The sequence below is a fragment of the Bacillus sp. FSL W8-0519 genome (genome assembly GCF_038005585.1).
GTDB classification, from domain to species: domain Bacteria; phylum Bacillota; class Bacilli; order Bacillales; family Bacillaceae_G; genus Bacillus_A; species Bacillus_A paranthracis.
Genome location: NZ_JBBOTL010000001.1, coordinates 1,987,333 through 2,010,619, shown reverse-complemented (window position 1 = coordinate 2,010,619; position 23,287 = coordinate 1,987,333). Strand labels below are relative to the sequence as shown.

Below are 23,287 nucleotides of genomic sequence, written 5' to 3'. Positions count from 1 at the left end.
CATTCTCCTTCTATAAACCTTTATTGATAGCATATCTCTATTACTTTTTCATTTTCTCCGCTCCTCACATATACAACTACAATCCCTCTATAAGAATTCAACTTACCGATGTAAAAACCTTTTATTTCCTGAAAAATAAAAAAAGTCTGAAACGATTTCACCTTCGCCTCAGACCCTATTATTACTGCACGTATACCTCATCTAACAAATGTAAAAACTCACCTTGTTTCCCCGCTAATTCAGGGCATTTTGCAATATCAATCCATTCATAGCAAAATACTAACCCTTCATCTTCCTCACCGGCACTTACAATATGTTCCCAACGATCTTTTACATCTGTTAGTAATGTTACGTGAAAGAAATGGCGTTTTTCATATTCCTTTTTTTCTCTCACATGTATGATGTAATCAGCTAGGAATCGTTCTATGCATAAATGACGTAACCCAGACTCTTCTTGTACTTCACGTAAAATCGCTGCTTCTAGCGTTTCCCCTTCGTCAACCGTTCCCCCTGGCACTTGTATACCAGCTTCAGGTATATCACGATGTTTAAAAACAAGCAGTTGCATAACTCCTTCTTTTTCTCTTGTCACATATGCGTGTACTTTTTTCTTATATAACACCGTCATAATCCCTCTCTCCCCTCAATTGTTCACTGCGCTACTTCTTCAAGTGTTAGTTGATTTTCATATAAATATGTAGCTTGTGGATTTCCCACATACCTCACGTGCCATGGTTCAAATCGATAGCCCGTAATCGATTCTTTCTCTTTTGTATATCGGATGACAAAACCAAATTTATGGGCATTTTCAGAAAGCCACTGCCCTTCTTTCGTTTCACCAAAAACTGTCTCTAACTGAAACTTAGCAGATTGTGATGTGATATCCATAGCTAGTCCTGTTTGATGTTCACTCGTTCCAGGAACTGCACTCGACATTGCCGTTTTGGCTTCTCCATCTTGTTTTTTATACATTGTATTTAACGCTTTTTGCCGATCAAAAGATCTAAATCCAGAGACTGCAAATAAGAAAACACGCTCCTTATCCGCTTGCTGAAACATTTCCTCAAGCGCACCGGCCGCCTCTTTCCTCATTTTTTTCTTTTCTTGATCACCTTCACTAGAATAGCGCACTTTCGGAATAACTAAATCTGGCGGTCTATACCCGTCTGGTAAACGCCTACTTTTATTCACAAGCACAAGCATTGAATTCGGATTACTAATTACCGCAATATCTCCATCCATATTCGCAATCGTTTCTTTCGCTTTCGGAAATATGTTATTTACATTCACCTCGCGCGCTTGCTTATCCTTATACATTTTATAATTGATTCCCGCTACTCCAACAATGAGTATCGCCGCTACGATACCAAGTAGTATCCATCTTTTTTTCATATAACGACCTCTTATTTTAATAATTTGGCCATTTCATACTCATCGATGTTCTCTCCATCGATAATAAGAGCAGCTCTTTTGACACCTTCTTTCTCAAATCCAGCTTTTTTATATAGTGCCTGAGCTCTTGTATTGTGGGCCATTACCGTTAATTCTAAACGCCATACATCATGTAATCTTGCCCACTTCTCGACCTCTTTAAACAATCTAGTCCCAATACCTCGCCCGCTATACTCTTGCAAAATCCCAATTACAATACTTGCTACATGTCTCTTTCTTTGAATATGATTTCCATTCACTAAAATAAACCCTACTATTCTCTCTTCTTCAACTGCTACCAATATTGTTGCATATTTATTTTCTACAAAACGCTGAATCATTTGCTCTTGTTGCTCGGCTGTGAATTTCCTTTCTCCTGGTTCATACAACATAAATTTTGTTTCTTCATCTAATTGCTTACTTAATTGCAAAAATGATGCTGCATCTTCTACTTTGATTTCCCTAATCACTTCAATCACCCTACCAATTTCATAATAAAAAGCTTTCCTTGTAAAAAGATTTTCTCTACTTTCCCGAAAATCCCTTTGTAAATCTCCCAGTATAATTTGACAAATTTCGATTTTACTATAACATCGACAAATTATGTCTATTCTGTGACGCATCATTAATTACAAAAAAACGCAAGCTTTACATTACACTCACGTTTTTTCAGACTCTCGCATTCATTTCTGTTTCACTTTATCCATTCACTTTTTCTGCCTGCCAGAAATATTCACCAAACGCTTTAGCTAGCGCATCAATCGATCGATTTAGTTCTTCCTCTGTATTATCCACGCCACCAACTTCAATTAATATCGCTTGTCCTGACAAATCTTGATTGTAGACACCATTTCCTGTTTGGAATCCTTTTTGAATGACACCACGACTAACGCCTGGATATTTCTTACTAATCGTCTCATGTAAAGCCGTTGCTAATTGCAAGTTTTTTTCATAGTTTTTGTTACCTTTCCCTACTACAAACGCAAGCTTCGCATATGATTTATCACCGATTATTTTTGTCGTGACATTTTTCCGAGCACTATCACGATGTAAATCAAAGAAGTATTGTAATTCTTTATTGCCGGCCATTGCTTCTTGTACAATTTCCCGTGACATTTTATATGAACTATTACTATTTAACCCTTTACTAATCAACTTTTGACCAACATCAGTCTTGTCGTTAGTTGCTCCGATTCCTTCATTTGCTAATTGTTCACGAAATCGGTCGCCGACTATTGAAATATTCGTTACGGAACTTGTGGCTTTATTCGGATTTGGATCATTTGTTAAATTCAATAATGGCAAATAAGATTCCCAGCTATGCGAATGATAAATAAATGCAACTTGTCGTTTTCCTGTCGTTTGAGCTGGTTGCTTTTTCTCTTTATTCGTATCCGGCTTTTGAGCCTGTCCACCTTCTCCAGTCCGTTCTTTTACTACTTCTTCAAGTGGAACGCTCGACTCTATAGGCAAGTTAGAATAATTTGTTCCTTCACCCGCAATAACAATTTCTGTATCGTACTTACCGAAACCAGGTAGCTCTTTGCCGACAAAACTGCGTACATCGTTAAAACGAATATTCGTAGCCATAGAAAAGAGAAACGAAGATATTGAAAAATCTTGATTTAAATTTCTATATTCCTGTGTAAAATAATGATTCTCTTTCCCAAGAACATACATGTAACCATTCATTGATAACTCATTTAACCAATTATATAAATACGTTGACTTTGTCTCTTTCATAGAAGTTACCATCATACTAATAAGAAAAAAAGTCGCCAGTACTGTAGCAATAATAAATAATACTAACTTACGTACACTCGTGAATTTCACATAAAAAAAGCCTCGATTCATACTATCACCTCTCTATTTCAAGTTATGTACAAGCTCTAGAGAATAGACCGTCTAAATTCAGGCTATATTGTTAATGAGGTGAAATGAATTGAAACTACTAATAGGAACACTCCCCGTTGTACTATCATTTATTTTTTATTGGCTTGCTAAGCATCCTACCATCCGTGTTGTGTTACATATTTCAGCATATCTAGCACTTTATGTACTCGGTACAATCATTTCTATTCATATATATGATGTTTTTATGCAAGACTTAGTTTTTATGACAAGTATTCATGGGATTTTACTAAATCCATTTTTTCTTATATCAGGAGCGTATATAGGGATATACACTTTGTACCTACTTTTGTCCTACATTATTACAAATATAGAAAATGGAGCGCAATGAAATGCAACCACCGTTCATCTGTCATACATGCAAAAAAAGAATTACGCGAAAGAAAGATCTTATTACTACCACATGGTACTTCCGCTTTTATGTATTTCATAGTGATTGTTTTAAACGACAGCAAGTTTTTATCTCACGATTTATCCCTGTGAATACACTTATTAATTTCTTTCTTATTATATATGGGCTGATTGTTGGTAGCATTCTTATGACTGTAGAGCCATCTATCATTTGGCTTGTTTTCTTACTTCCAATTTTATATCGGTTTCTTTCCTATTATTATGTTGAACGTTTTTTCTCTAAATGAAAGTTAGACTTTCCTCTAGGAATACTTAAACATTCCCACTCATTTTCTTTTAACATTTTACCAATGTAAATCATTTGTCCAATATGCAAAGCATAATGAGAAATTTGTCTTTCAATTGCTTGCATGACAGTATGTGCTTCACCGCGAATATATACCGTCTGCAATAAATGTTCTGACGTTAGTGCATTCATCGTTTTAAAAACATATTCCCAACCTTCATTCCATGCTGCGAGTACCTCTTTCTTAGAAGAATAACCACCTTCAAATTCAGCATCTCGGTTACGATCTATTTTTTCACCGTCAGATGTTAAAAAATCCGTCCATCTAGAACGCATATTACCGTGCAGATGCTTAATTATAATTGCTATGCTATTTGTTACTTCATGAGAAGACCATTCAATCTGTTCATATGATAATTGTGAAAGCACCCGTTCCCCTTGTTTCTTTGTTGCTTCAAAATTCGAAATGGCACACTGTACGTATTCGCGTCCAATATCCATGTTCCCCCGCCTTTACATTAACTAATTTTTGTTCCATTTGGTAATTCCATATTAGGCTGCAGTAATACGACATCACCCGCTTCAGGTACTCCTCCTAAAACAAGTACTTCTGATTTAAATCCCGCTACACGCTTTGGCGGAAAATTTACAACAGCAACGATTTGCTGACCGATTAAATCTTCTGGGTTATATCTCTTCGTAATTTGAGCACTTGACTGTTTCATTCCAAGCTCTCCAAAATCAATTTCTAGTTTAATCGCTGGAACTCTCGCTTCTTTAAATTCCTCTGCATGTGTTACAGTCCCAATCCGTAAATCCAAAGTTAAAAAATCTTCAAAATTAGCCATTTTATCACTCCTTTCATTTATTACTTAGACAAAACAAAAAAATCCCCTTTAAAAAAAGAAAGGCGCCTAAGCACCTTTCTTTTGTAATTCACTTGATTCATTTGATTTATAGAAGAAGAAACCGAGGATCCCGCCAATACATGATGGGATTAACCATCCTATTCCTTCTTTATATAATGGTAACATTTGTAGTACGTTAGAAATCGCGTCAATTTTAATATTCGCACTTTCTAAACCGTTAAAGAAACTAATTAACAACGCACCTAAAATAGCTCCAATATAAATGGTATTACGCTTCCCAATCCATTTATGGAAGTAAGAAAGTACAATTAATACGATTGCAACTGGATAAATAATCATTAACACTGGTAAAGTAACTGCGATTAATTGTGTTAAACCTAGGTTAGATACAATTAAACTAAATACACATACCATTGTTACAATCGTTTTATGCGAAATTTTTGGGAATAAGTTTGTAAAGAAGCCAGCACAAGCTGATGTTAATCCAACAGAAGTTGTTAAACAAGCAAGTACAATAACAAGTCCTAATAAAATTTTACCACTTGTTCCATATAACTCATTTACAACATTCGTTAAAATAAGTCCACCATTCTCTGATACCCCAAGTGATGTACTTGTTGAACCAAGATAAGCAAGTGATAAATAGATTAACGTTAAACCAAGTACAGCGATAATACCTGATACTACTGTTATTTTTGCAATTTGATTACTCTCTTTTATTCCTTTAGAGCGGATAACTTGTACAACTACAATTCCAAATACAAGCGCACTAATTGCGTCCATCGTTAAATATCCTTGAATAAATCCACCAAAGAAAGCATTTTCCTTGTATGCTTCTAGCGGTGCAACTGGTTCTCCAATCGGATCAACAATTGCCTTTCCGACAATTACAGCAACAATTAATACTAACAATGGTGTAAGAAATTTCCCGAACCAATCCACTAATTTTGATGGATTTAAAGATAAATACCAAGTTATTCCGAAGAAAATTATAGTGAAAAGAAATAGCATGTACCATTCGGAAACTAATGCCTCTGATAAAAATGGCTTCATACCCATTTCAAATGAAACGGCTCCCGTACGCGGAATCGCGAAAAAAGGTCCAATCGCTAAATAACTAATTAATGGGAAAACAAACGCAAATATAGGGTGAACTCTAGAAGATAGCGCTTTCAAGTCCCCCTCTACAAACGCGACAGCTGTTACAGCTAATAGGGGTAATCCGACTCCCGTTACAAGGAATCCAATTGTAGCAACCCAAACATTCTCTCCAGCTTGTTGCCCTAAAACTGGTGGAAAAATTAAATTTCCTGCTCCTAAAAATAGTGCAAATAACATTAAACCAATTGCTACCGTATCACCTGGCCTTAAACGTCCCTTCATGCTTTTCATTTGCATAGCACTTTTTCATTGTTTATCTCTATTTTCACAATATGCTATGCATCCTCCTCTCTGTTCAAGCTGATAAAATATGCCCCTTACAAAGCAGTGTCTTTCTCCATAATTTCTCCAGTCCCCTTATTTTTACTCTAATTATTAATTTTTGATTTTTGATTTTTTTGAATTTTTAAATCATTAGAGTGGTATTGCGCGGAGTATAGTTGTCAGACCTCTTTGTTTTTATCACACATATAGTAACATATTTAGTTGAAAAATAAAAACATATTTTCAAATTGACTTTTTTGAAAATCAAAATTATCTACATTTTTTATTCTTTTGCACAAATATTGTTTCAAACTCACTTATTATCCTATCGTTATTTTCAAATAATTTTATATACGCAACATAACAAAAGCCATCCAACATAATTAGACGGCTTTTGCATATTATTCTATCGTTTCAACTTCACGTGGATTTTTCATCTCTTCCACATACACCACTCTAAATCCGTGATCTTCTAAATCTTTCAATAACGTCTCTAATTCACCATCGTTAAACTCTTCTCCTAATGTAAACATAATTCTACGAACTAATAAGGCATCATTATCAAAAGTCATTAAACTTTGGATACCTGTATATTTTTTTAATACTGTCGATAATTTTTGAATAGCCCCATTATAATCTTGTGTCCCAATCATGACAGAATATTTACTAGAATGAACGCCCCAAGCATCTTCTAATAGCTCAAAAACTTTTTTATGCGTTAAAATCCCAAGAAAGACTCCTTTTTCATCAACTACTGATAAATAAGGTAATTTTTTTATTGTAAAAAATACTTTAAAGAACGAAGAATCTTCTCTAACATATCCTTCTTTATCGTTTAATAGTTTTAATACACTCTCTTCCAGTGAACCTTTATATTCTAAAATATCTACTTTATATATATTCCCTAAATATTTCTCTTTTTTTTCATCTAAAACTGGTACACAACGATAACCAGTTTTATTTAAATGCTCTAGCGCTTCCCCTACTGTAATTGAACTTGAGCAAAATAAAACTTCCCTTTTCGGCACATAATTCCCTTTAATCCTCATAAACAGCCTCCTTATGTTAAAATACTTTCTGTGCCATAACTATATTATATTTTCAGAAAAAAATAAATAATTTATTTTATTTTTCTGAAAATTATTCATTTTCTTGTCATAATTTATTCACGTTTCATTCAATTCTATCCACTACAATACTAAACTTCTTTAAGAAAAATATATTGTAACTTACTCCGAAAAAAGCTAAAATAAGAATAAGAATTTTCTGAATATTCAAAGAGTAGGTGATTACATGTCTTTATTGCGCTCACATATATATAAATTTATCGTTGGTGTTCTCATTATATTTATCATTAGTCCTATTCCAACTTTATTCATTACACATAAATACTCATACATCACCGGCTTTATAAGCATTTTCCATAACTTCGCACAACTTTCTTCGATGACAATTCCAAAGATTGATTGGATGCACGAATCTATCTTTTTCTCAGCAAATGAGATGGTACATACTGCTAATCAATCAACACCGTTATTCCCTTACATGTGGGAAATATATTTTTTATCGATTGTTCGTTTTACCTTTACTCTTGCAATCGGATTCTTCATCAGCTTAGGGATTGGCCATTTAATTTTTAAAGCACCTCAATCGGTTAAAAAGTTCGCTTCTTTATTAAGATGGATTCCTTATTCTTTATGTACTGTATTATTACAATGCGCAGTCTTATTACTACTCCTATACATCACAAAATTTATAAAGATTCCTTACTACTCATCTTTTATCATCGTTTGTAGTACTTCCATGATTATCGTTATGCAAGCAATAAAAAAATGGATTCCTTTCTTAAGTAATACAAATGAATATGAAATAAAACAAGCTTCTTTCCTTGTAGATACATTGTTTTTAGCGCTTACTTCGAATCATAAATCTATTTTAGGTTCCATTATTCTTTCATTCGTTTTTATGGAATGCGTTTTTCACGCAAGTGGACTATTGCAATTTATCGTTCAATTCGGCGGAAATGCACCTATTATTGTTACAATTAGCTTATTACTTTTGTATATCCCGTATTGTATACTCTCATTCCTTCAAACGCTATGGACGACAAACCACTTTAAACAACAATCATACGCTTTAACGAGAAGTATTCCAAAACCTTAATTTAAAATAACCCTCTAGAATCTGAAAGTAGAGGGTTATTCCTTTTGTATAGCGGACAAAATAACAGCAAATTCAAAAACCATTGCAGAAACATACCAATATTTACCCTTTTTCTTTGACTATTCTTTTCATTTGGATTTATTATAAAAGTATAACATAATTGCAGGAGGTGACATCTTTATTCCAAACGACGGAATAGAGAATACACTTGGACATATTAAATATTTTTCTCATCTTTGTTCTTATCCTTATTTCCGGCTTTTTCGTTGCATCAGAATTTGCTGTTGTAAAAGTACGAAAAAGTCGAATTGACCAGCTTGCAAACGAAGGCAATAAACAAGCTTTAGCTGCAAGAAGTGTCATTTCTAATTTAGATGTTTATTTATCAGCTTGTCAGCTCGGGATTACAATTACTTCTTTAGGGCTTGGTTGGCTTGGTGAACCGACTGTGGAACATTTACTACGACCGCTCTTTGAAAAGATTAATATTACTGGAACAATGGCAAATACTTTATCATTTATTATTGCTTTTAGTGTGATTACATTTTTCCATGTTGTATTAGGTGAATTAGTTCCAAAGTCATTCGCAATTCAAAAAGCAGAGGCGATTACGCTTAAGTTTGCACGACCACTTATTTTATTTGATAAAATTATGTACCCGTTCATTTGGTTACTTAATAGTACTGCTATCTTTTTCACAAAACTACTCGGTTTAGAACCTGCGAAAGAAAATGAACTTGCCCATTCTGAAGAGGAACTACGACTCATTTTAGGTGAAAGTTTCAAAAGCGGCGAAATAAATCAAACCGAATATAAATATGTAAATAATATTTTTGAATTTGACGACCGAGTTGCGAAAGAAATTATGGTCCCTCGTACAGAAATGATTTGCTTATCTACTGAAAATACGTTAGAAGAAAATATGGATATCGTCGCAACTGAAAAGTATACACGCTACCCTATCATCGAAAAAGATAAAGATGATATTATCGGTATGATCAATACGAAAGAAGTATTTCACGATCAAACGAAAGGCATTCATAAGCCACTTGAATCTTACATACATCCAGTACTAACTGTATTTGAAACTGTTCCAATTCGTAAAACACTGGTACATCTACAAAAGAATCGCGTTCAGATGGCAATCGTTATGGATGAATATGGTGGTACTGCTGGACTTTTAACAATGGAAGATATTCTTGAAGAAATCATTGGAGAAATTCAAGATGAGTTTGATGCAGATGAATCACCTATGATTGAAAAACGTACACCTAAACTTACTGTTCTAGATGGAAAAGTACTTATTTCTGAAGTAAATGATATGTTTGGCTTACATATTGATGAGAGCGACTTAGATACAATTGGAGGCTGGCTATTATCGCAAGCAGTTGACGTAAATATTGAAGCTGGCTACTCCATCGAATATGCCGGTTTTCAATTTAAGGCATTAGAACTTGATGGACATCAAGTCAAAAAAATTGCTGTACATAAATTAGATATACAAAAGGAGTTATAAAGTGACTGTTTTCTTAACAATCTGTATCATTGCCTGTTTCATTATTTCATTTCTAGCTTTTATTTATCCTATTATCCCGGGCATCCTAGCTGTCTGGGCTGGATATTTCATTTACCATTTTGGTATAAATGGCGGAGAACTAACGATTTCTTTTTGGATTATTCAAGCTATTTTCACACTATTCATTTTCGTTGCTGATTTTATTGCAAATGGATATTTCTTAAAGAAATACGGTAGTTCTAAATGGGGCGAACGTGTCGGAATGATTTCGATCATTGCCGGATCTTTCTTCTTCCCACCATTCGGACTTATTATCATACCGTTCTTAGCGGTATTTATAACCGAATTAATGCATAAAAAAGCGCCAAAAGACGCTTTTCTAGTAGGAGTTGCTACTGTAGTTGGTTTTTTAAGCAGTACAGTAGCGAAAGCCATTCTCCAAATCATTATGATTATCATATTTGTATGTTATATCGTCTTTTAACCATCCCAATTTCGGGATGGTTTTTTAATATGAAATACCTACTCGACTATTCTCATATTTGTTTTCACTACACAGATTCCATGTAAATTGCGCTGTATCACCAACTGTTATTTTTGCTCCTCCTTCTGGTAATACATCTTTTTCAGTTCGATATATACCTGTCACATCACCGTCAATTAAATGCGTCGGACAAACGACCGTCCAGCATAAATTACTACTACTAAGTATCTTATATGCAGCTAAATGATCTTCTGCTGCTGTTGTCGACTTTCTCTTTGATTCCGTTGATTGAAAACGATATAAATTTAGATTTGTTCTTGCTTGTAAAATACCGGCTGTTCCTATTGTAATGATTTTACGAACGCCTTCTTCTTCCATTTTCTTTATAATTTGTGGCATACTCTTCGCTAACGTCCCATTTTGATCCGTTCCAAGTGCACTAATTACTATATCGCTTCCTTTTATCGCTTTCTTTATATCATTTTCATTTAATACATTACCTTCTATAACTCGTAATCTTTCATGATTTATTTCTACCCTACTTGAATCACGCGCTAATGCAGTCACTTCTGCTGAATCTTTTAATGCTAATTTAATTATGTTTGAACCTACTCGCCCTGTTGCTCCCAATATACATACTTTCATTTGTTTTCCCCCTCTTTCATTCTTTCTCTATTTTTCAATAATCTCAATCAATTTACAACAAAAAAGCTTCCTCACATAAAAGAGGAAGCTCTATTATTACATTATTTCTTTTCTTTAGAATCCGTAGACTTCTCAGTTCCACTTGTTTCTTTATCCTTTTTATCCTCTTGTTGTGTTGTTGTATCGTCCTCTTTCTTCTTGTCCTCACCTTTACTACAACCTACCATTAATAAAGAACTTGCAAGTGCCATAGCAGTTAATGATTTAACCCATTTGTTCATTTGCGTTTCCTCCTTTTGATAGAATATGTACAATCCCATATTACTCTCTATTTTTAAAGGAAAGATTGAAAAATAGTAAATAAACGGTAAATATTTGTAAATTTTCTGATAATAAATATGTACATATATTCATTTTTCTCCACGAAAAGTAAAAAACTAAGGCGCCTATCTTTCCGCCTTAGTCTCTTATGCAAATTTCTCATTTTCATATACATGTTTAATCTTATACTCTTTCTTCACGACATATTGCCATACACTATAGGCATAACGATTCATTTTCAGGAAGCAGTTTTCTAAAAACGAGCGAAATTCTGGATTTGCAACTTCAACTGCCACTTGAGCAAACTTTAACGCTAACCGTTTCAAATGCGAAATATAACAAGTTGCAATATACATATCACCTGTATATTTACTATCAGTTTCCTTTTCCATTTCATGAAAATGAAATGAAATTGGTTCACAAGTTATATGCTGTACATTCTCTCCTTCTTGAAAGTTCACTTGTTCATTATATGCTTGCAACATATATGGTAAATGATGCTGTAATAGCTCCTTTAATTCTTCGTCTCTTACCTGTCCTGTATACTCCCCAACCTTATATATAAGCATATAACTATACCTCATCAATTCTTTCATACAATCCATGAAAGTGCCTCCCTACTTTTTGTCTATATGCTATAAATATGATGCTATAACATTTGCTATTCTTGCTAAAAACCAATCCCATTTACTAATTTCCTCAAAATCTTCTTCCGAAAATCTTTTTGATTTATGGAAGTCTTCTTTTAGTCGATCCCATACGTCAGCAACAACTGTTTTATCATATACGACACAATTAGATTCACAATTTAAATAAAAACTTCTATTATCAAAATTCGCTGTACCTATATCAACAATTTCTCCATCAATGATTGTTACTTTCCCGTGAAAAAAACCATTCCGATATTGATAGATCTCCGCTCCAGCATGGTTCATCTCTCTCAAATACGGATAGGCAGCTTGTTTTAACAATACTGCATCACTTTTAAATGGTACGAGAATTTTCACATTGACACCGCGGTTTAATGCACCTTTTAACTCTTTCATCATTTCTTTACTTGGTACAAAATATGGTGTAGCAATAATTAAAGACTTTTTAGCCTGCTTTAAAAACGCTCCATATTTTTCCCATAACCCTTTTCCATCTGAAAATAAATATTGATATTTTACATTCCCAATTGCAGGTAGACTTTCATGTACAGGCATTTTTTCTCCCGTATCTTCTTTCCAGTCAGCAGCAAATTTTCTTTCCATATCCGTGGCACCATTCCCCTTAACCCGCACATGATAATCACGCCACTGGCCAAATTTCGGATCTTGTCCAAGGTATTCCTTTCCGATGTTAAAGCCGCCGATATATGATACTTTTCCGTCTATCGTAACAATTCGTCTATGATTTCGCTGATGCAACGAATAGAATAAATGTTTCAATTTAGGTTTTTTACTAAACGTAAACTGGACACCATTGCTTTGTAGTTGACGAATTACCTTTTTCTTCAGCTTATATCCACCTATTCGATCGACTGACAATTTCACTTCTACTCCGCTAGATGCCTTTTTCTCGAGCAACTGCAAAAACTCTTTGCTTATTTCATCTTTACCTACAATATAAAAATGAATATATATGTACTTCTCCGCATTACGTATATCCTCAAATAAATTCGTATATAACTCTTCACCGTTCGTATACAGTTGAAATTCACCTAATCTAACTTGTCCTACTTCATATTCACTAGCCATTTTTTTCCCCATTTCCACATCGATGTTCATCCAAATGAATACACCTATTACACAAAGGATTACAACGAAAAAGTGTTTCATGGATATTTTCCTTTCTCCACTTACTGTTATTTCTATATCTTCCCTTTTTTAATACAATATCATTCAAGAAAATATGTCATTGCATGATATATGTCCATATCAAACGATAGCTCATTTGCATATTGTATGTTGTATCTTAAAATAAAAGGAGGAAATAACAATGGGCTTCGCACATGGTAATGGATTCGCGCTATTAGTCGTATTATTTATCCTCTTAATCATCGTCGGTGCTGCTTGCTTCTGCTAAGTAGTTATTGTCACATGATATGCGGATAGAAAAACTATAAAAGCGGACACCTACTTTTAGGTGTCCGCTTTTCATATGAAAAACATTTCGGTCTGTTATAATGCCATTAACGACTAAATATTCAACTCAAAAAGTTAGTAATGTAGCTACTTTCTTACTCTCTGCCTTACGTATATGACGTTGTTCTGCACGCAACACTGCAATGCGATGTAATTCTTTCTCTTCTTCTGTTTCAGGGATTACTCGCGGCACAGGAACTGGATTATTTTCCTTACTCAGTGCAACAAAAGTAACAAAAGACGTTGCTGCGATACGCTTCTCACCTGAAATTAAATCTTCCGCTACTACCTTCACAAATACTTCCATAGACGTTCTACCCGTCCAAATTACGAAGGATTCATAACTAACACAATCTGAAGAGCGAACTGGATGTAAGAAATCAACCCAATCCATAGAGGCTGTTACACATTCTTTTCTTGCATGCCTCGTTGCTGAAATAGAAGCAACCATATCCATCTCGGCTAATATCTTTCCACCAAATAACGTGTTATGATCATTTAAATCTGTTGGAAATACTCGGCTCGTTTTGAACACCCTTGATTCATTGGCTGTTTTCCCCTTTACTTCTGTCATTGTTATCACCCCTTTAATGATGTATCCCTAATATCTCAATAATCACTATACTAAATGAACTACACGTTTAATATTAACAACATTCAGAACTTTTAGTCCATAAAAAAGAACCGATGTTATCAATCGGCTCCTCTAAATACATATTGTTCTTTTGGCTGTTCAACTTTATTCCATTTCGTTACTTCTAAAACAGGAATGTTCGCATGGAACGGCTGATAAAATTCAGTAGAAATTTCTCCCTCTATTTGAATCCAATCATCGTTTTTCCATTCTACACCTTCTGGCTTTTTCACTAACATACCATATACACCAGAATCCGCTACACAATGTATAATACCGAAACGGAATAAGAAGTATTGTTCTTTTTTAGAAGAATCATCTTTGAAAACAAAACCTTTAAATGATAATTTTTTCCCAGTAAACTCACCAGGGTAATTGTAAATCGTCTCCATTCCTTTTAGGAAGTTTTCATCATTTAAAGTAACACTATCCTTTGTTACAAACTCTTTCTTCCCTTTCTCCATTACACCACGGTATCCTTCTTTTCCGTAATATATACTCGTATCAGGTCTTAAAAATTGCCTTCTCATAAATGGATCTGTACTTTCTGCTTGTGCAACAGGAAAATGAAACCCTTTTGCCTTAACAATATCTGAATCTAACGTTGCAATTGGGAAAAATAATCCCGAAACAATTGGAAAACAGAACAATGTGTACGAGAATGCTTTTTTCCACCATGTATTCTCATCTTTTGAATGGTCATGCCCGCAATGGCTATGATCACAACTACAATCCTGTTTTCCTTGTTCTTTCTCATGTTCTTTTTGGAAAACAATAATAATTTGAACAATCGTTAAGAAACCTAAAATAATAGCTGCTGTTGTTGATAAATAGGCATACTTCATATTGATATACTTCGTAATATTACCTGAAATATGAAGCTGCGCGATTAAGATTGTAAAACCTAATAATATATATGCTCGAAACATAACCTACCACCCCATCGCATAAATGAGTAGTGAGCTTGCATAAACAACAACTGTAACTGTAACTGTAACGACAATTACAAATTTTGTTTTAAATGTCGCAAGCATCATAAACATATTTTTAATATCCACCATCGGTCCATATACGAGGAACGCGACAAGTGATGCTGTTGAAAATGTACTTTGGAATGACGAAGCAATAAATGCATCTGCTTCTGAACAAAGTGATAAAATGTAAGCAAGTCCCATCATAACAGCTGGTGAAGAAAACGGACCTTGTCCTATAGCAAGAAGTGTTGAAGTTTGTACGAACGTTTGAACTGCAGCTGCAATTAATGCACCTAATACTAAATATTTTCCCATCGAGAAAAATTCCTCAACAGCATGCGTACATACATCCCACATTTTTTTACGTAATGGACGCTTATGATTCACTTCTGGGAAGTGATCATCTCGTAATTGATGTTCTTTAAACATAAATGATAATATAATTCCAACAATGATTGCTACGATAATCGCTACAATAGAACGATACCATACCATGTGCATACTACTTCCAAAGGCAACGTATGTTGCAAATAATACGACCGGATTAATAATTGGACCAGTTAACATAAATGCAATCCCGGCATATGGCGGAACCCCTTTTCCAATTAATCGCCTAACAATCGGAACGATTCCACATTCACAACCTGGAAACATCATCCCTAAAAAAGTAGCCATTAAAACAGACAGAAATCGGTTTTTCGGCATCCATTTTGCTACCATATCTTCTGTCACAAACATTTGAATGAATCCTGAAATAAATACACCAATGAGCACAAAAGGAAGTGCTTCGATCAATATGGAGATAAAGATTGTATTCATTTGCAGGAATGCTTTCGGTAATTGAAACAATTCCATGATGTATTTCCTCCAACTTTTCATTAACAATATGTAATTTTAACCCCATTTTATTGATTGGACAAGACTTATACGGAATTCATCCCTTTCATATACATTACATTTTATAAGTTATATTCTATTCAAAATTTGGGATTTCATAGCAAAAAAGCTGCTCTAGCGCAGTTACACAACTATGCTAGAGCAGCTTTCTTATCGTTAAAAGTAACGTTTCTTCCAAAATACAAATGCTAAAGCGCAAGATAATGTTGCACATATTATGAGTACAATTACAAAACCTTGAGCCTCACCTTCAAATGGAACCTTTACGTTCATTCCGAAGAAACTAGAGACCATTGTTGGTAATGATAAAATGATTGTAATAGACGTTAACAGTTTCATAACACTGTTCAAATTATTCGATATAACAGAGCTAAAAGTATTCATCATTCCACTTAGAATATGACTATATATTTCCGCCATTTCAATAGCCTGTTTATTTTCAATTAATACATCTTCTAATAAATCTTGATCGTCTTCATACATTTTTAAAAATGTACTGTTACGCATTAATTTTTGAATTACAATTTTATTCGCCTTCAATGATGTTGTAAAGTATACTAAACTTTTTTCAAGACCTAGCAATGTGAAAATCTCTTTATTTTTCATCGACTGATTTAATTGATGCTCTAAATCGATTGTCTTTCTGTTAATTTGCTTTAAGTATCTTAAATAGTAAGTAGAAATCGTATATAAGAGCTGAAGTGCAAAGCGTGTCTTTTTAAACGTATAAAATTCTTTAATACGTTGATTAATAAAACGTTCAAAAATTGGATTTTCTTCTAAACAAATTGTCACAAAGCAATCTGGCATTACAATCATACCTATTGGAATCGTGTCATAAATCGAATTTCCTTCTTCATCATGTCTAACTGTTGGAATATCCACGATTATTAAAGTATTATTGTCTTCCTTTTCAATACGAGAGCGTTCTTCATCATCTAAAGGGTCTTTAATGAAATCTAAGTCCACATTTAAAGTTTGTACTAGATATTGAATTTCTTCTTCCGTTGGATGAAGTACATTAATCCAGCAACCCTTTTGCATTTCCTCAACCTCTTGTAGTTTTCCGTTTCGGTCTGTTAAATAAATATTTAACATACTATCACCCCGATTCTTTTTACATGTAGGAATCTACCTCTCTTACATAACAGTTTTTGAACCGCCATTCTCAGCATATGAAACATACGTTTAAATTTCAATAGAAAAATTATTTTGAAAACGTTTTTATAAGAAAAATATTACAAACAAAGAAAAAGACAGAGTGCTCTCTGCCTTAAAAAGCTTATGTTGCCTTTATAACATATTTAGAAAGCATCCACAAGTTAAAGCCAACTGAAATCGTATAACCAGCGTATGTTGAAATAATAAAACTTACATAATCAAAATACGGAAGCAATACAATATTTAAAACTATCTTCACAATAATGCCAATCACTAACCCTAGCACTGTTTTCTGTTGTTGATTAATTCCTTGCAACATTGCAGCCGTTACTGTAAAAAGCGAAAATAGTATACAAGCAGGAGCGTAATACCGTAAAATAACGCTTCCCATCTCCGGATCATTTCCGGCACCAAATAAAAGAGTATACACTGGTTTTGCTAACACCATCATTCCAATTGCCGCGGGTACCGTAATACCTACTACTAATAGATTCGTCCTCGTAAAATGTTTGTACAGTAACTTCACATTTCCTGCTGTATAAGCTTTTGTCATCTCAGGTACGAGTGACATACTAAAAGCAGTCGCAACGGAAACTGGGATAAGTACAACCATCTGAACAAGTCCAATTATCGCATTAATCTTCTCCGCTTCTCCTTGCATATATCCTATTTGTATAAGTAATTTATTAATTGTAAATGTGTCAATCGTCTGATACAACGGAATTGCTAAACCAACCACAACAAATGGTATTGAATATGTAAAGAGCTCCTTATATAGTGAAAAAAAAGATTTCGTTGTTTGCGGTATACTTGCCATTTCTTTTTTCTTTAAGTGCTTTCTCCTCCTTATGTAATACGCACTTAAAACAGTTAGTCCACCTATCGCTCCCATAAAAGCACCGAACGTTGAAATACCAACAGCTAGTGAGATAGAAGCTTTTAAAACATATAAAACGACAAAGCTTCCTATCAAGATGGTTAAGACTCGAAAAAATTGCTCTACAACTACACTTAGAGCAGAAGGCCCCATCGATTGAAATCCTTGAAAAAAGCCCCTTAATAAACTCATTACTGGTACGAGTATTAACGCAAAACTTACAATTTGAATATTAGTAGTGACCGCCGCTACACTATTCCCCGTTTGATCATTTCCATCGATTACAAGTTTAGCCAAATGCGGAGCTAGCATATATAACGTAAAACACGAAATAACTCCCATTATAAACATAAAAACAATTCCACTTTTCAACACTCTCTTAACCGTATGATAATCATTTAATTGATCATATTTTGATACCATCTTTGAAACTGCAAGTGGTAGTCCCATCGTCGCAATGCTAAGCATAATTGTATATGGACGATAAGCATACGTGTATAAAACGTACCCACTCGTACCGACCATAGCTGTAAATGGTATAACATATATAAACCCTAACATTTTAGATATCATCGTTGCCATTGTTAAAAATATCGTTCCACGTATAAACGGTGACCCTTTCATCACATTCCTCCGCTACGCTTTATTATTACACATTATGGACAACTCCTTTTTTTTAGAACCAAAACAAATAAAAAAGCCAATGAAAAATCATTGACTTTAACGCGCTGCTTTTTTCTTTTTGAAATACTTTAAACCGAAGTATAGAGCAACAAAGAGAACCGCTCCTATAATTATGTAATGTGTGTAGTCAGATGCATACTCTTTAATATGTCGCCAATTTCCACCAAGCTTTTCACCTAAATATATAAATAGTATTGACCACGGAATAATCGCAACTACTGTATACAGTGTGAATAGTTTTAATGGCATCTTAGCTAATCCTGCTGGAATAGAAATTGCATGACGTACGACTGGGATAAAACGTGCCGAAAAGATTACTCCTGCTCCGTAACGCTTAAACCAATTTTCTGCTATGTCTAAATGGTGTTTATTAATAAGCAGATATTTCCCATATTTCTCTACAACTGGACGTCCACCATAGTATCCAAGCCAATATAAAAAGATTTGGGCTAAAGTACCACCGATTGTTCCAGCAATAACTGCACCGACAAAGCTAATTTTACCATCTGCGACTAAAAAGCCAGCATACGAAAGTACAATTTCACTTGGGATAATTTCAATCATTAAAGCTAGCGCTACTCCAAAGTAACCTAAACTTGCAAAAAATTGCAATAACTGATCTATTATGCTTGCTAACATCTTATTTTCTATCTCCTTTTTTCTTCACATACCATCTCATTATTACATAAAGGTTGCATTCTGCCAATATCTTCATGCCGACAATATCACAGGCATACGCATTATTAATCTATTACTATTTCTTTCTGAGGTTCTTTTATGTAGGCAAACATTTGTTTAATTTGCTCTTCTGTATTTCTAGCAATCGATAAATTAGGCAATTCATTTTCACCAAAAAACTCCACATCATCTGTTTCAATACTAGTTTTCTTTTCACCGCCAATAATTTTACAGCCAATAAAAATTTTATATACATGCGTTGCTGAAGGCGATGGTTGATGTTTTTCTTTATCAAATATAGCGAGTAACTTAAAATGATCTACCTCATAACCTGTCTCTTCGAAAACCTCTTTTGCTGCTACTTCTGTCGGCGTATAACCGATATCAGCCCATCCACCTGGCAATGCCCATTTCCCATCACTTTTTTCTTTCACAAATAATAACTTTTCATTTTGAAAAACGACTGCTCTTATATCGACTTTAGGTGTTTGATAGCCTGTCTCACTTGCAAATAACTTCTCTACAACTTCCCAATCTGTCTTTGTATAATGTGACATCATCGAAATGGAAATATCCCGTAATTGTTGGAAACGTTCTATATCATACACATCCTTAGAATACGTTAAACCCGCTTGAGCTATAGATTGTATTTGTTTTACCCAATCAATCCATTTTACCGTCATGTTTCCACATCTCCATCCTTTATTAAGTATATATTACGCCAATTCTACCAATACTTCTTTATTATACAAAAAAAGAGATTGATAATGTTCCAATCTCTTTCAAAATTAATCCAATTCATGTAAATGATCTTGTATATACTTTCTTCTTTTATTTATATATTCCTCAATCATATCAGCTTCTTGATCAAATATTTCTAATTTTCCTTTCATATATGGATCTTGTAGTAAATAAGGACGAATCGACTCACACAAACTTTCTACTTTCGGCATCATAAATGAAACGGTAAATTGTTCTTCTAATATTTCTTCCAAAATACCTCGGTATTGCTTTCTAAATACAGGTATATCTAACAATCTTGCACTTAACGTGTTATAACCTTGAATACGAATATATTCATGATTAAGTGGTCTCCCTTGTACATCTCGCCCCCAAGTCGCATCATAATCCCACGGTATTACTTCAAATAAATTTGTTTCATCATTATGATATAGTGCATAGTTATGAACGAAACCATCAAAGTTTTGTGTAAAAATAACGCCAGCTAACCATCGTAAATATTTATCAACATGCAAAAACTTCCCAATTTCTTTTTCATAAGATTCCCTCGACAAAGCGTTCGCTTGAAATACAAATTCACTCAGCTGTTCTTCACTATTTTCATTCGAGTATTTAAATTCATAACCCGCAAAGAGCTCGGTCTTAACATCTTTATCTCTCTCACTCATTAAAGAAAAATTCGCATCATCATCTATCGCATAATAAATAGAACCACTCGGTAATCCTCTATTTTTCAAAAAGTTTTCGTCAACCGATTCTAACTGTAAATATACACCTTGAATTTGACCATTAATTTTTATAAACACATGTTGTGATTTCGGTGAAAGTACACCAATATCATGAAAAAAGTCTAAAGATAATTTATTTCGTATGAGAGACGGATCCATAAACTCAGAATTTAAATGAATCTCTTTCGCACCTTGAAATTTTTTAGGCTTATAAAACATAACATGATAAGATTTTTTCTCAAATTCACGAATATGAGCACCACGGTATACGATATCAATATCATACTTCTTTTTTCCATAAGTTAATTTTGCTGGTACTGGACTGTCTGACCAAATGTCTTTTTTCAATTCCACTAAGTACATTGGATGAATAAAAAAATCATATGAAGGTAGCATGTTTTCTCATCCCTTCTCAGTTCTCTTCATTCAATGTATGCAACTCGCCTTGTCCATACATCCGCTATCATCTATTTATATAAAATTACACTCTTGTCCTGTTCAGAAAGATACCTACATACATATCCTGTTAAGGAAAAAGAATACCTTTTCAACTTAATACATGATAAGGAGGATTTCTATGAAACGTGATATTAGAAAAGCGGTTGAAGAAATCAAAAGTGCTGGGATGGAGGATTTCTTACACCAAGATCCAAGTACTTTTGAATGCGATGATGATAAATTCACTCATCATACTTGTACAACTGGATGTAAATGTACAACTGGGGGTAAATGTCCAAGAACAAGATGTACTCGCGTGAAACATTGTACGTTCGTTACAAAATGTACACATGTGAAAAAATGGACATTTGTTACAAAATGTACTCGTGTACGCGTTCAAAAATGGACGTTCGTTACGAAAGTGACGCGTAGAAAAGAATGCGTTTTAGTTACAAAACGTACTCGCAGAAAACATTGTACATTCATTACAAAATGCATACGCTTTGAAAAGAAATTTTTCTGGACTAAACGAAGTTTCTGTAAAAAGTGCGAATTCTTCCCGCATAGACACGGCGGCTCTTGCGATGATTCATGCGATCATGGTAAAGACTGTCACGATGATGGACACAAATGGAATGATTGCAAAGGCGGACATAAATTCCCATCTTGCAAACACAAGAAATTTGATCACTTCTGGTATAAAAAACGTAATTGTTAGTTTTTATGCCTACAAAAAAAGGCCGTTTTGCGGCCTTTTTTACGTTTATCCCGCTTTATTGAAAATGACTTATATCTGCAAATTGCTTCACTTCACCTTTACCATCTTCAAATTCTATTATACTGAGACTAGCACTATGCATAAATGGATCATTCCACACATTTTCTATTTCAATACCCGCAAAATGTCCTACAAGTAATTTTGCTGCTGCCGCATGGGAGACAATTAATATACTTTCTCCTTTATGCTTTTCTAAAAGAATCTGCATCCCCTCAATTACCCTTTTATGAACAGCCTCAAAATTTTCTCCTGATGTTGACTGAAAAAGATGTGGCTCATACCAAAATAACTGTATGTCGTCTGGATATTGCCTTTCTATATCATCAATTGTCTGTCCTTCCCATATACCCATGCTAATTTCATAGAAATGCTCATCCGCGATTATCGGTATATCACGTTCTCCCTTTATTAACTCTGCAGTATGAAGGGTTCTTTCACTCGGACTACTATAGATTGCATGAATAGATAAATCTTTCATTCGCTCTCCTAATTGCTTAGCTTGCAGTATACCATTTTCAGTTAAAGCAGAATTTTTCCGTCCTTGCATTCGCTTCGCTACATTCCATTCCGTTTCACCATGCCTTGTTACATATACCGTTGTCTTCACTTCAATTCCCCCTTACCATGTTGGCCGCAATTCCCACGGTTCTACTCGTCCTACAATCCATTCATTACATTTACGTTCAATTCCTTTTATTACCCCATCCGATATTTCTTCATGAGTAAGCCATCTTGCGTATGTATCTTCTAATATAAAACCTAAAATTATTCTATGATAGCTACATCGCGTACCACCTATTTTTTGTGAGGCTATTCTCGACGCTTTACTGCCTAAAATATGAAAAACTTCGTATGTTTCAGGCGACAAGTCTAATTCTCTACAAATAAGTGATAACGCATCTTTTGCACTTGAGTGTATCCATGCGACAACTAATGTTATTGGGCCATTCCGCTCAATTGTGCTTTTAATAGCTACCTTTACATCGTCATCATTATGATAATCTAACGGAAGGCATGTGATATTTTCTGGTATAGCACTCTCTCGTTTAACATTTTCTAATTTCACTTCATCTCTTCCAATAATAGAAACATGAAACCCTTGCTCACAAAGCCACATAGACACCCTCTTTAGCATTCCTGTTCCACCAATTACTAGCGCATGCAACTTT

Annotated in this window: 29 protein-coding genes; 7 read left to right on the top strand and 22 right to left on the bottom strand. The window is 34.3% G+C overall.

What is annotated here, in order from left to right:
• Positions 1-181 precede the first annotated feature (181 nt).
• The 4 genes from NST14_RS10450 to spoIIP form a co-directional block, all read right to left on the bottom strand.
• Positions 182-628, bottom strand: a complete 447-nt coding sequence (locus tag NST14_RS10450; protein WP_000217588.1) for an NUDIX hydrolase — start codon at positions 626-628, stop codon at positions 182-184.
• A gap of 23 nt (positions 629-651) precedes the next feature.
• Positions 652-1,392, bottom strand: coding sequence for a M15 family metallopeptidase (locus NST14_RS10445; RefSeq protein ID WP_000747657.1), 741 nt, complete (start codon positions 1,390-1,392; stop codon positions 652-654).
• An 11-nt stretch (positions 1,393-1,403) separates the two neighbouring features.
• Positions 1,404-1,901: a GNAT family N-acetyltransferase gene (locus NST14_RS10440; RefSeq protein ID WP_000617586.1), complete on the bottom strand. Its 498-nt coding sequence runs from the start codon at positions 1,899-1,901 to the stop codon at positions 1,404-1,406.
• A gap of 229 nt (positions 1,902-2,130) precedes the next feature.
• Positions 2,131-3,285, bottom strand: a complete 1,155-nt coding sequence (gene spoIIP / locus NST14_RS10435; protein ID WP_001079296.1) for a stage II sporulation protein SpoIIP — start codon at positions 3,283-3,285, stop codon at positions 2,131-2,133.
• Positions 3,286-3,373: 88 nt separating this feature from the next.
• Between spoIIP and NST14_RS10430 the strand changes: the two genes are divergently transcribed.
• Together NST14_RS10430 and NST14_RS10425 are read left to right on the top strand one after the other, a co-directional pair.
• Positions 3,374-3,673, top strand: coding sequence for a hypothetical protein (locus tag NST14_RS10430; RefSeq protein WP_098487107.1), 300 nt, complete (start codon positions 3,374-3,376; stop codon positions 3,671-3,673).
• A 1-nt stretch (position 3,674) separates the two neighbouring features.
• Entirely contained in the window at positions 3,675-3,980 is a 306-nt protein-coding gene (locus tag NST14_RS10425; RefSeq protein ID WP_002091944.1) for a hypothetical protein, read from the top strand.
• Here NST14_RS10425 and NST14_RS10420 read toward each other — a convergent pair.
• From NST14_RS10420 to cbpA, 4 genes are all read right to left on the bottom strand, one after another.
• Positions 3,953-4,480 (bottom strand): DUF1572 domain-containing protein, encoded by a 528-nt coding sequence (locus NST14_RS10420; protein WP_000351110.1) that lies wholly within the window; start codon positions 4,478-4,480, stop codon positions 3,953-3,955. The two genes, NST14_RS10425 and NST14_RS10420, sit on opposite strands and share 28 nt — an antisense overlap.
• Positions 4,481-4,497: 17 nt before the next feature.
• Positions 4,498-4,827 (bottom strand): chaperone CsaA, encoded by a 330-nt coding sequence (csaA, locus tag NST14_RS10415; RefSeq protein ID WP_001263033.1) that lies wholly within the window; start codon positions 4,825-4,827, stop codon positions 4,498-4,500.
• A gap of 66 nt (positions 4,828-4,893) precedes the next feature.
• Positions 4,894-6,231 (bottom strand): branched-chain amino acid transport system II carrier protein BrnQ4, encoded by a 1,338-nt coding sequence (brnQ4, locus tag NST14_RS10410; RefSeq protein ID WP_406644238.1) that lies wholly within the window; start codon positions 6,229-6,231, stop codon positions 4,894-4,896.
• A 443-nt stretch (positions 6,232-6,674) separates the two neighbouring features.
• Positions 6,675-7,322: a cyclic di-AMP binding protein CbpA gene (gene cbpA, locus NST14_RS10405; RefSeq protein ID WP_001220513.1), complete on the bottom strand. Its 648-nt coding sequence runs from the start codon at positions 7,320-7,322 to the stop codon at positions 6,675-6,677.
• A gap of 244 nt (positions 7,323-7,566) precedes the next feature.
• On the opposite strand from cbpA, the gene NST14_RS10400 reads away from it, so the two are divergent.
• The 3 genes from NST14_RS10400 (at position 7,567) to NST14_RS10390 (ending at position 10,436) form a co-directional block, all read left to right on the top strand.
• On the top strand, positions 7,567-8,436 hold the full coding sequence (locus tag NST14_RS10400) for a hypothetical protein (RefSeq protein WP_098487106.1): 870 nt from the start codon (positions 7,567-7,569) through the stop codon (positions 8,434-8,436).
• 208 nt (positions 8,437-8,644) lie between these two features.
• The gene (locus NST14_RS10395) at positions 8,645-9,952 is read left to right on the top strand and encodes a hemolysin family protein (protein WP_000353728.1); all 1,308 of its coding nucleotides are present in this window, start codon (positions 8,645-8,647) and stop codon (positions 9,950-9,952) included.
• 1 nt (position 9,953) lies between these two features.
• Entirely contained in the window at positions 9,954-10,436 is a 483-nt protein-coding gene (locus NST14_RS10390; protein ID WP_000215659.1) for a DUF456 domain-containing protein, read from the top strand.
• Between the two features lie 24 nt (positions 10,437-10,460).
• On the opposite strand, the gene NST14_RS10385 is transcribed toward NST14_RS10390, so the two are convergent.
• The 4 genes from NST14_RS10385 to cls form a co-directional block, all read right to left on the bottom strand.
• Positions 10,461-11,081 (bottom strand): NAD(P)-dependent oxidoreductase, encoded by a 621-nt coding sequence (locus NST14_RS10385; protein WP_000861632.1) that lies wholly within the window; start codon positions 11,079-11,081, stop codon positions 10,461-10,463.
• 101 nt (positions 11,082-11,182) lie between these two features.
• On the bottom strand, positions 11,183-11,362 hold the full coding sequence (locus NST14_RS10380; RefSeq protein ID WP_001045960.1) for a hypothetical protein: 180 nt from the start codon (positions 11,360-11,362) through the stop codon (positions 11,183-11,185).
• A 186-nt stretch (positions 11,363-11,548) separates the two neighbouring features.
• Positions 11,549-12,007, bottom strand: a complete 459-nt coding sequence (locus tag NST14_RS10375; RefSeq protein WP_000340560.1) for a spore coat protein — start codon at positions 12,005-12,007, stop codon at positions 11,549-11,551.
• 30 nt (positions 12,008-12,037) lie between these two features.
• Positions 12,038-13,222, bottom strand: a complete 1,185-nt coding sequence (gene cls, locus NST14_RS10370; RefSeq protein ID WP_000680141.1) for a cardiolipin synthase — start codon at positions 13,220-13,222, stop codon at positions 12,038-12,040.
• A gap of 160 nt (positions 13,223-13,382) precedes the next feature.
• On the opposite strand from cls, the gene NST14_RS10365 reads away from it, so the two are divergent.
• Entirely contained in the window at positions 13,383-13,469 is an 87-nt protein-coding gene (locus NST14_RS10365) for a YjcZ family sporulation protein (RefSeq protein WP_000505094.1), read from the top strand.
• Between the two features lie 126 nt (positions 13,470-13,595).
• On the opposite strand, the gene NST14_RS10360 is transcribed toward NST14_RS10365, so the two are convergent.
• The 8 genes from NST14_RS10360 to cotH all read right to left on the bottom strand — a co-directional run bounded on the left by NST14_RS10360 (position 13,596) and on the right by cotH (position 21,298).
• On the bottom strand, positions 13,596-14,102 hold the full coding sequence (locus NST14_RS10360; protein ID WP_000141167.1) for an acyl-CoA thioesterase: 507 nt from the start codon (positions 14,100-14,102) through the stop codon (positions 13,596-13,598).
• A 119-nt stretch (positions 14,103-14,221) separates the two neighbouring features.
• Complete coding sequence (locus NST14_RS10355; protein ID WP_000488047.1) at positions 14,222-15,091, bottom strand: TIGR03943 family putative permease subunit; 870 nt, start codon at positions 15,089-15,091, stop codon at positions 14,222-14,224.
• 3 nt (positions 15,092-15,094) lie between these two features.
• Complete coding sequence (locus tag NST14_RS10350; protein ID WP_000418725.1) at positions 15,095-15,991, bottom strand: permease; 897 nt, start codon at positions 15,989-15,991, stop codon at positions 15,095-15,097.
• 198 nt (positions 15,992-16,189) lie between these two features.
• Positions 16,190-17,131, bottom strand: coding sequence for a magnesium transporter CorA family protein (locus NST14_RS10345; protein WP_000932396.1), 942 nt, complete (start codon positions 17,129-17,131; stop codon positions 16,190-16,192).
• Positions 17,132-17,315: 184 nt separating this feature from the next.
• Positions 17,316-18,695: a putative polysaccharide biosynthesis protein gene (locus NST14_RS10340; RefSeq protein ID WP_098487105.1), complete on the bottom strand. Its 1,380-nt coding sequence runs from the start codon at positions 18,693-18,695 to the stop codon at positions 17,316-17,318.
• 96 nt (positions 18,696-18,791) lie between these two features.
• On the bottom strand, positions 18,792-19,394 hold the full coding sequence (locus NST14_RS10335; RefSeq protein WP_000881208.1) for a DedA family protein: 603 nt from the start codon (positions 19,392-19,394) through the stop codon (positions 18,792-18,794).
• Between the two features lie 104 nt (positions 19,395-19,498).
• Positions 19,499-20,116, bottom strand: a complete 618-nt coding sequence (locus tag NST14_RS10330) for an NUDIX hydrolase N-terminal domain-containing protein (RefSeq protein WP_000216914.1) — start codon at positions 20,114-20,116, stop codon at positions 19,499-19,501.
• A gap of 105 nt (positions 20,117-20,221) precedes the next feature.
• On the bottom strand, positions 20,222-21,298 hold the full coding sequence (gene cotH, locus NST14_RS10325; RefSeq protein ID WP_048556892.1) for a spore coat protein CotH: 1,077 nt from the start codon (positions 21,296-21,298) through the stop codon (positions 20,222-20,224).
• A gap of 181 nt (positions 21,299-21,479) precedes the next feature.
• Between cotH and exsB the strand changes: the two genes are divergently transcribed.
• Positions 21,480-22,058, top strand: coding sequence for an exosporium protein ExsB (exsB, locus tag NST14_RS10320; RefSeq protein ID WP_000817501.1), 579 nt, complete (start codon positions 21,480-21,482; stop codon positions 22,056-22,058).
• A 55-nt stretch (positions 22,059-22,113) separates the two neighbouring features.
• Here the strand turns inward: exsB and NST14_RS10315 are convergent, their stop codons facing one another.
• On the bottom strand, positions 22,114-22,725 hold the full coding sequence (locus NST14_RS10315; RefSeq protein ID WP_061535803.1) for a phosphoserine phosphatase 1: 612 nt from the start codon (positions 22,723-22,725) through the stop codon (positions 22,114-22,116).
• A 12-nt stretch (positions 22,726-22,737) separates the two neighbouring features.
• A complete protein-coding gene (locus tag NST14_RS10310; protein ID WP_061535804.1) occupies positions 22,738-23,283 on the bottom strand; it encodes a short-chain dehydrogenase in 546 nt (181 codons plus the stop codon).
• Positions 23,284-23,287 lie beyond the last annotated feature (4 nt).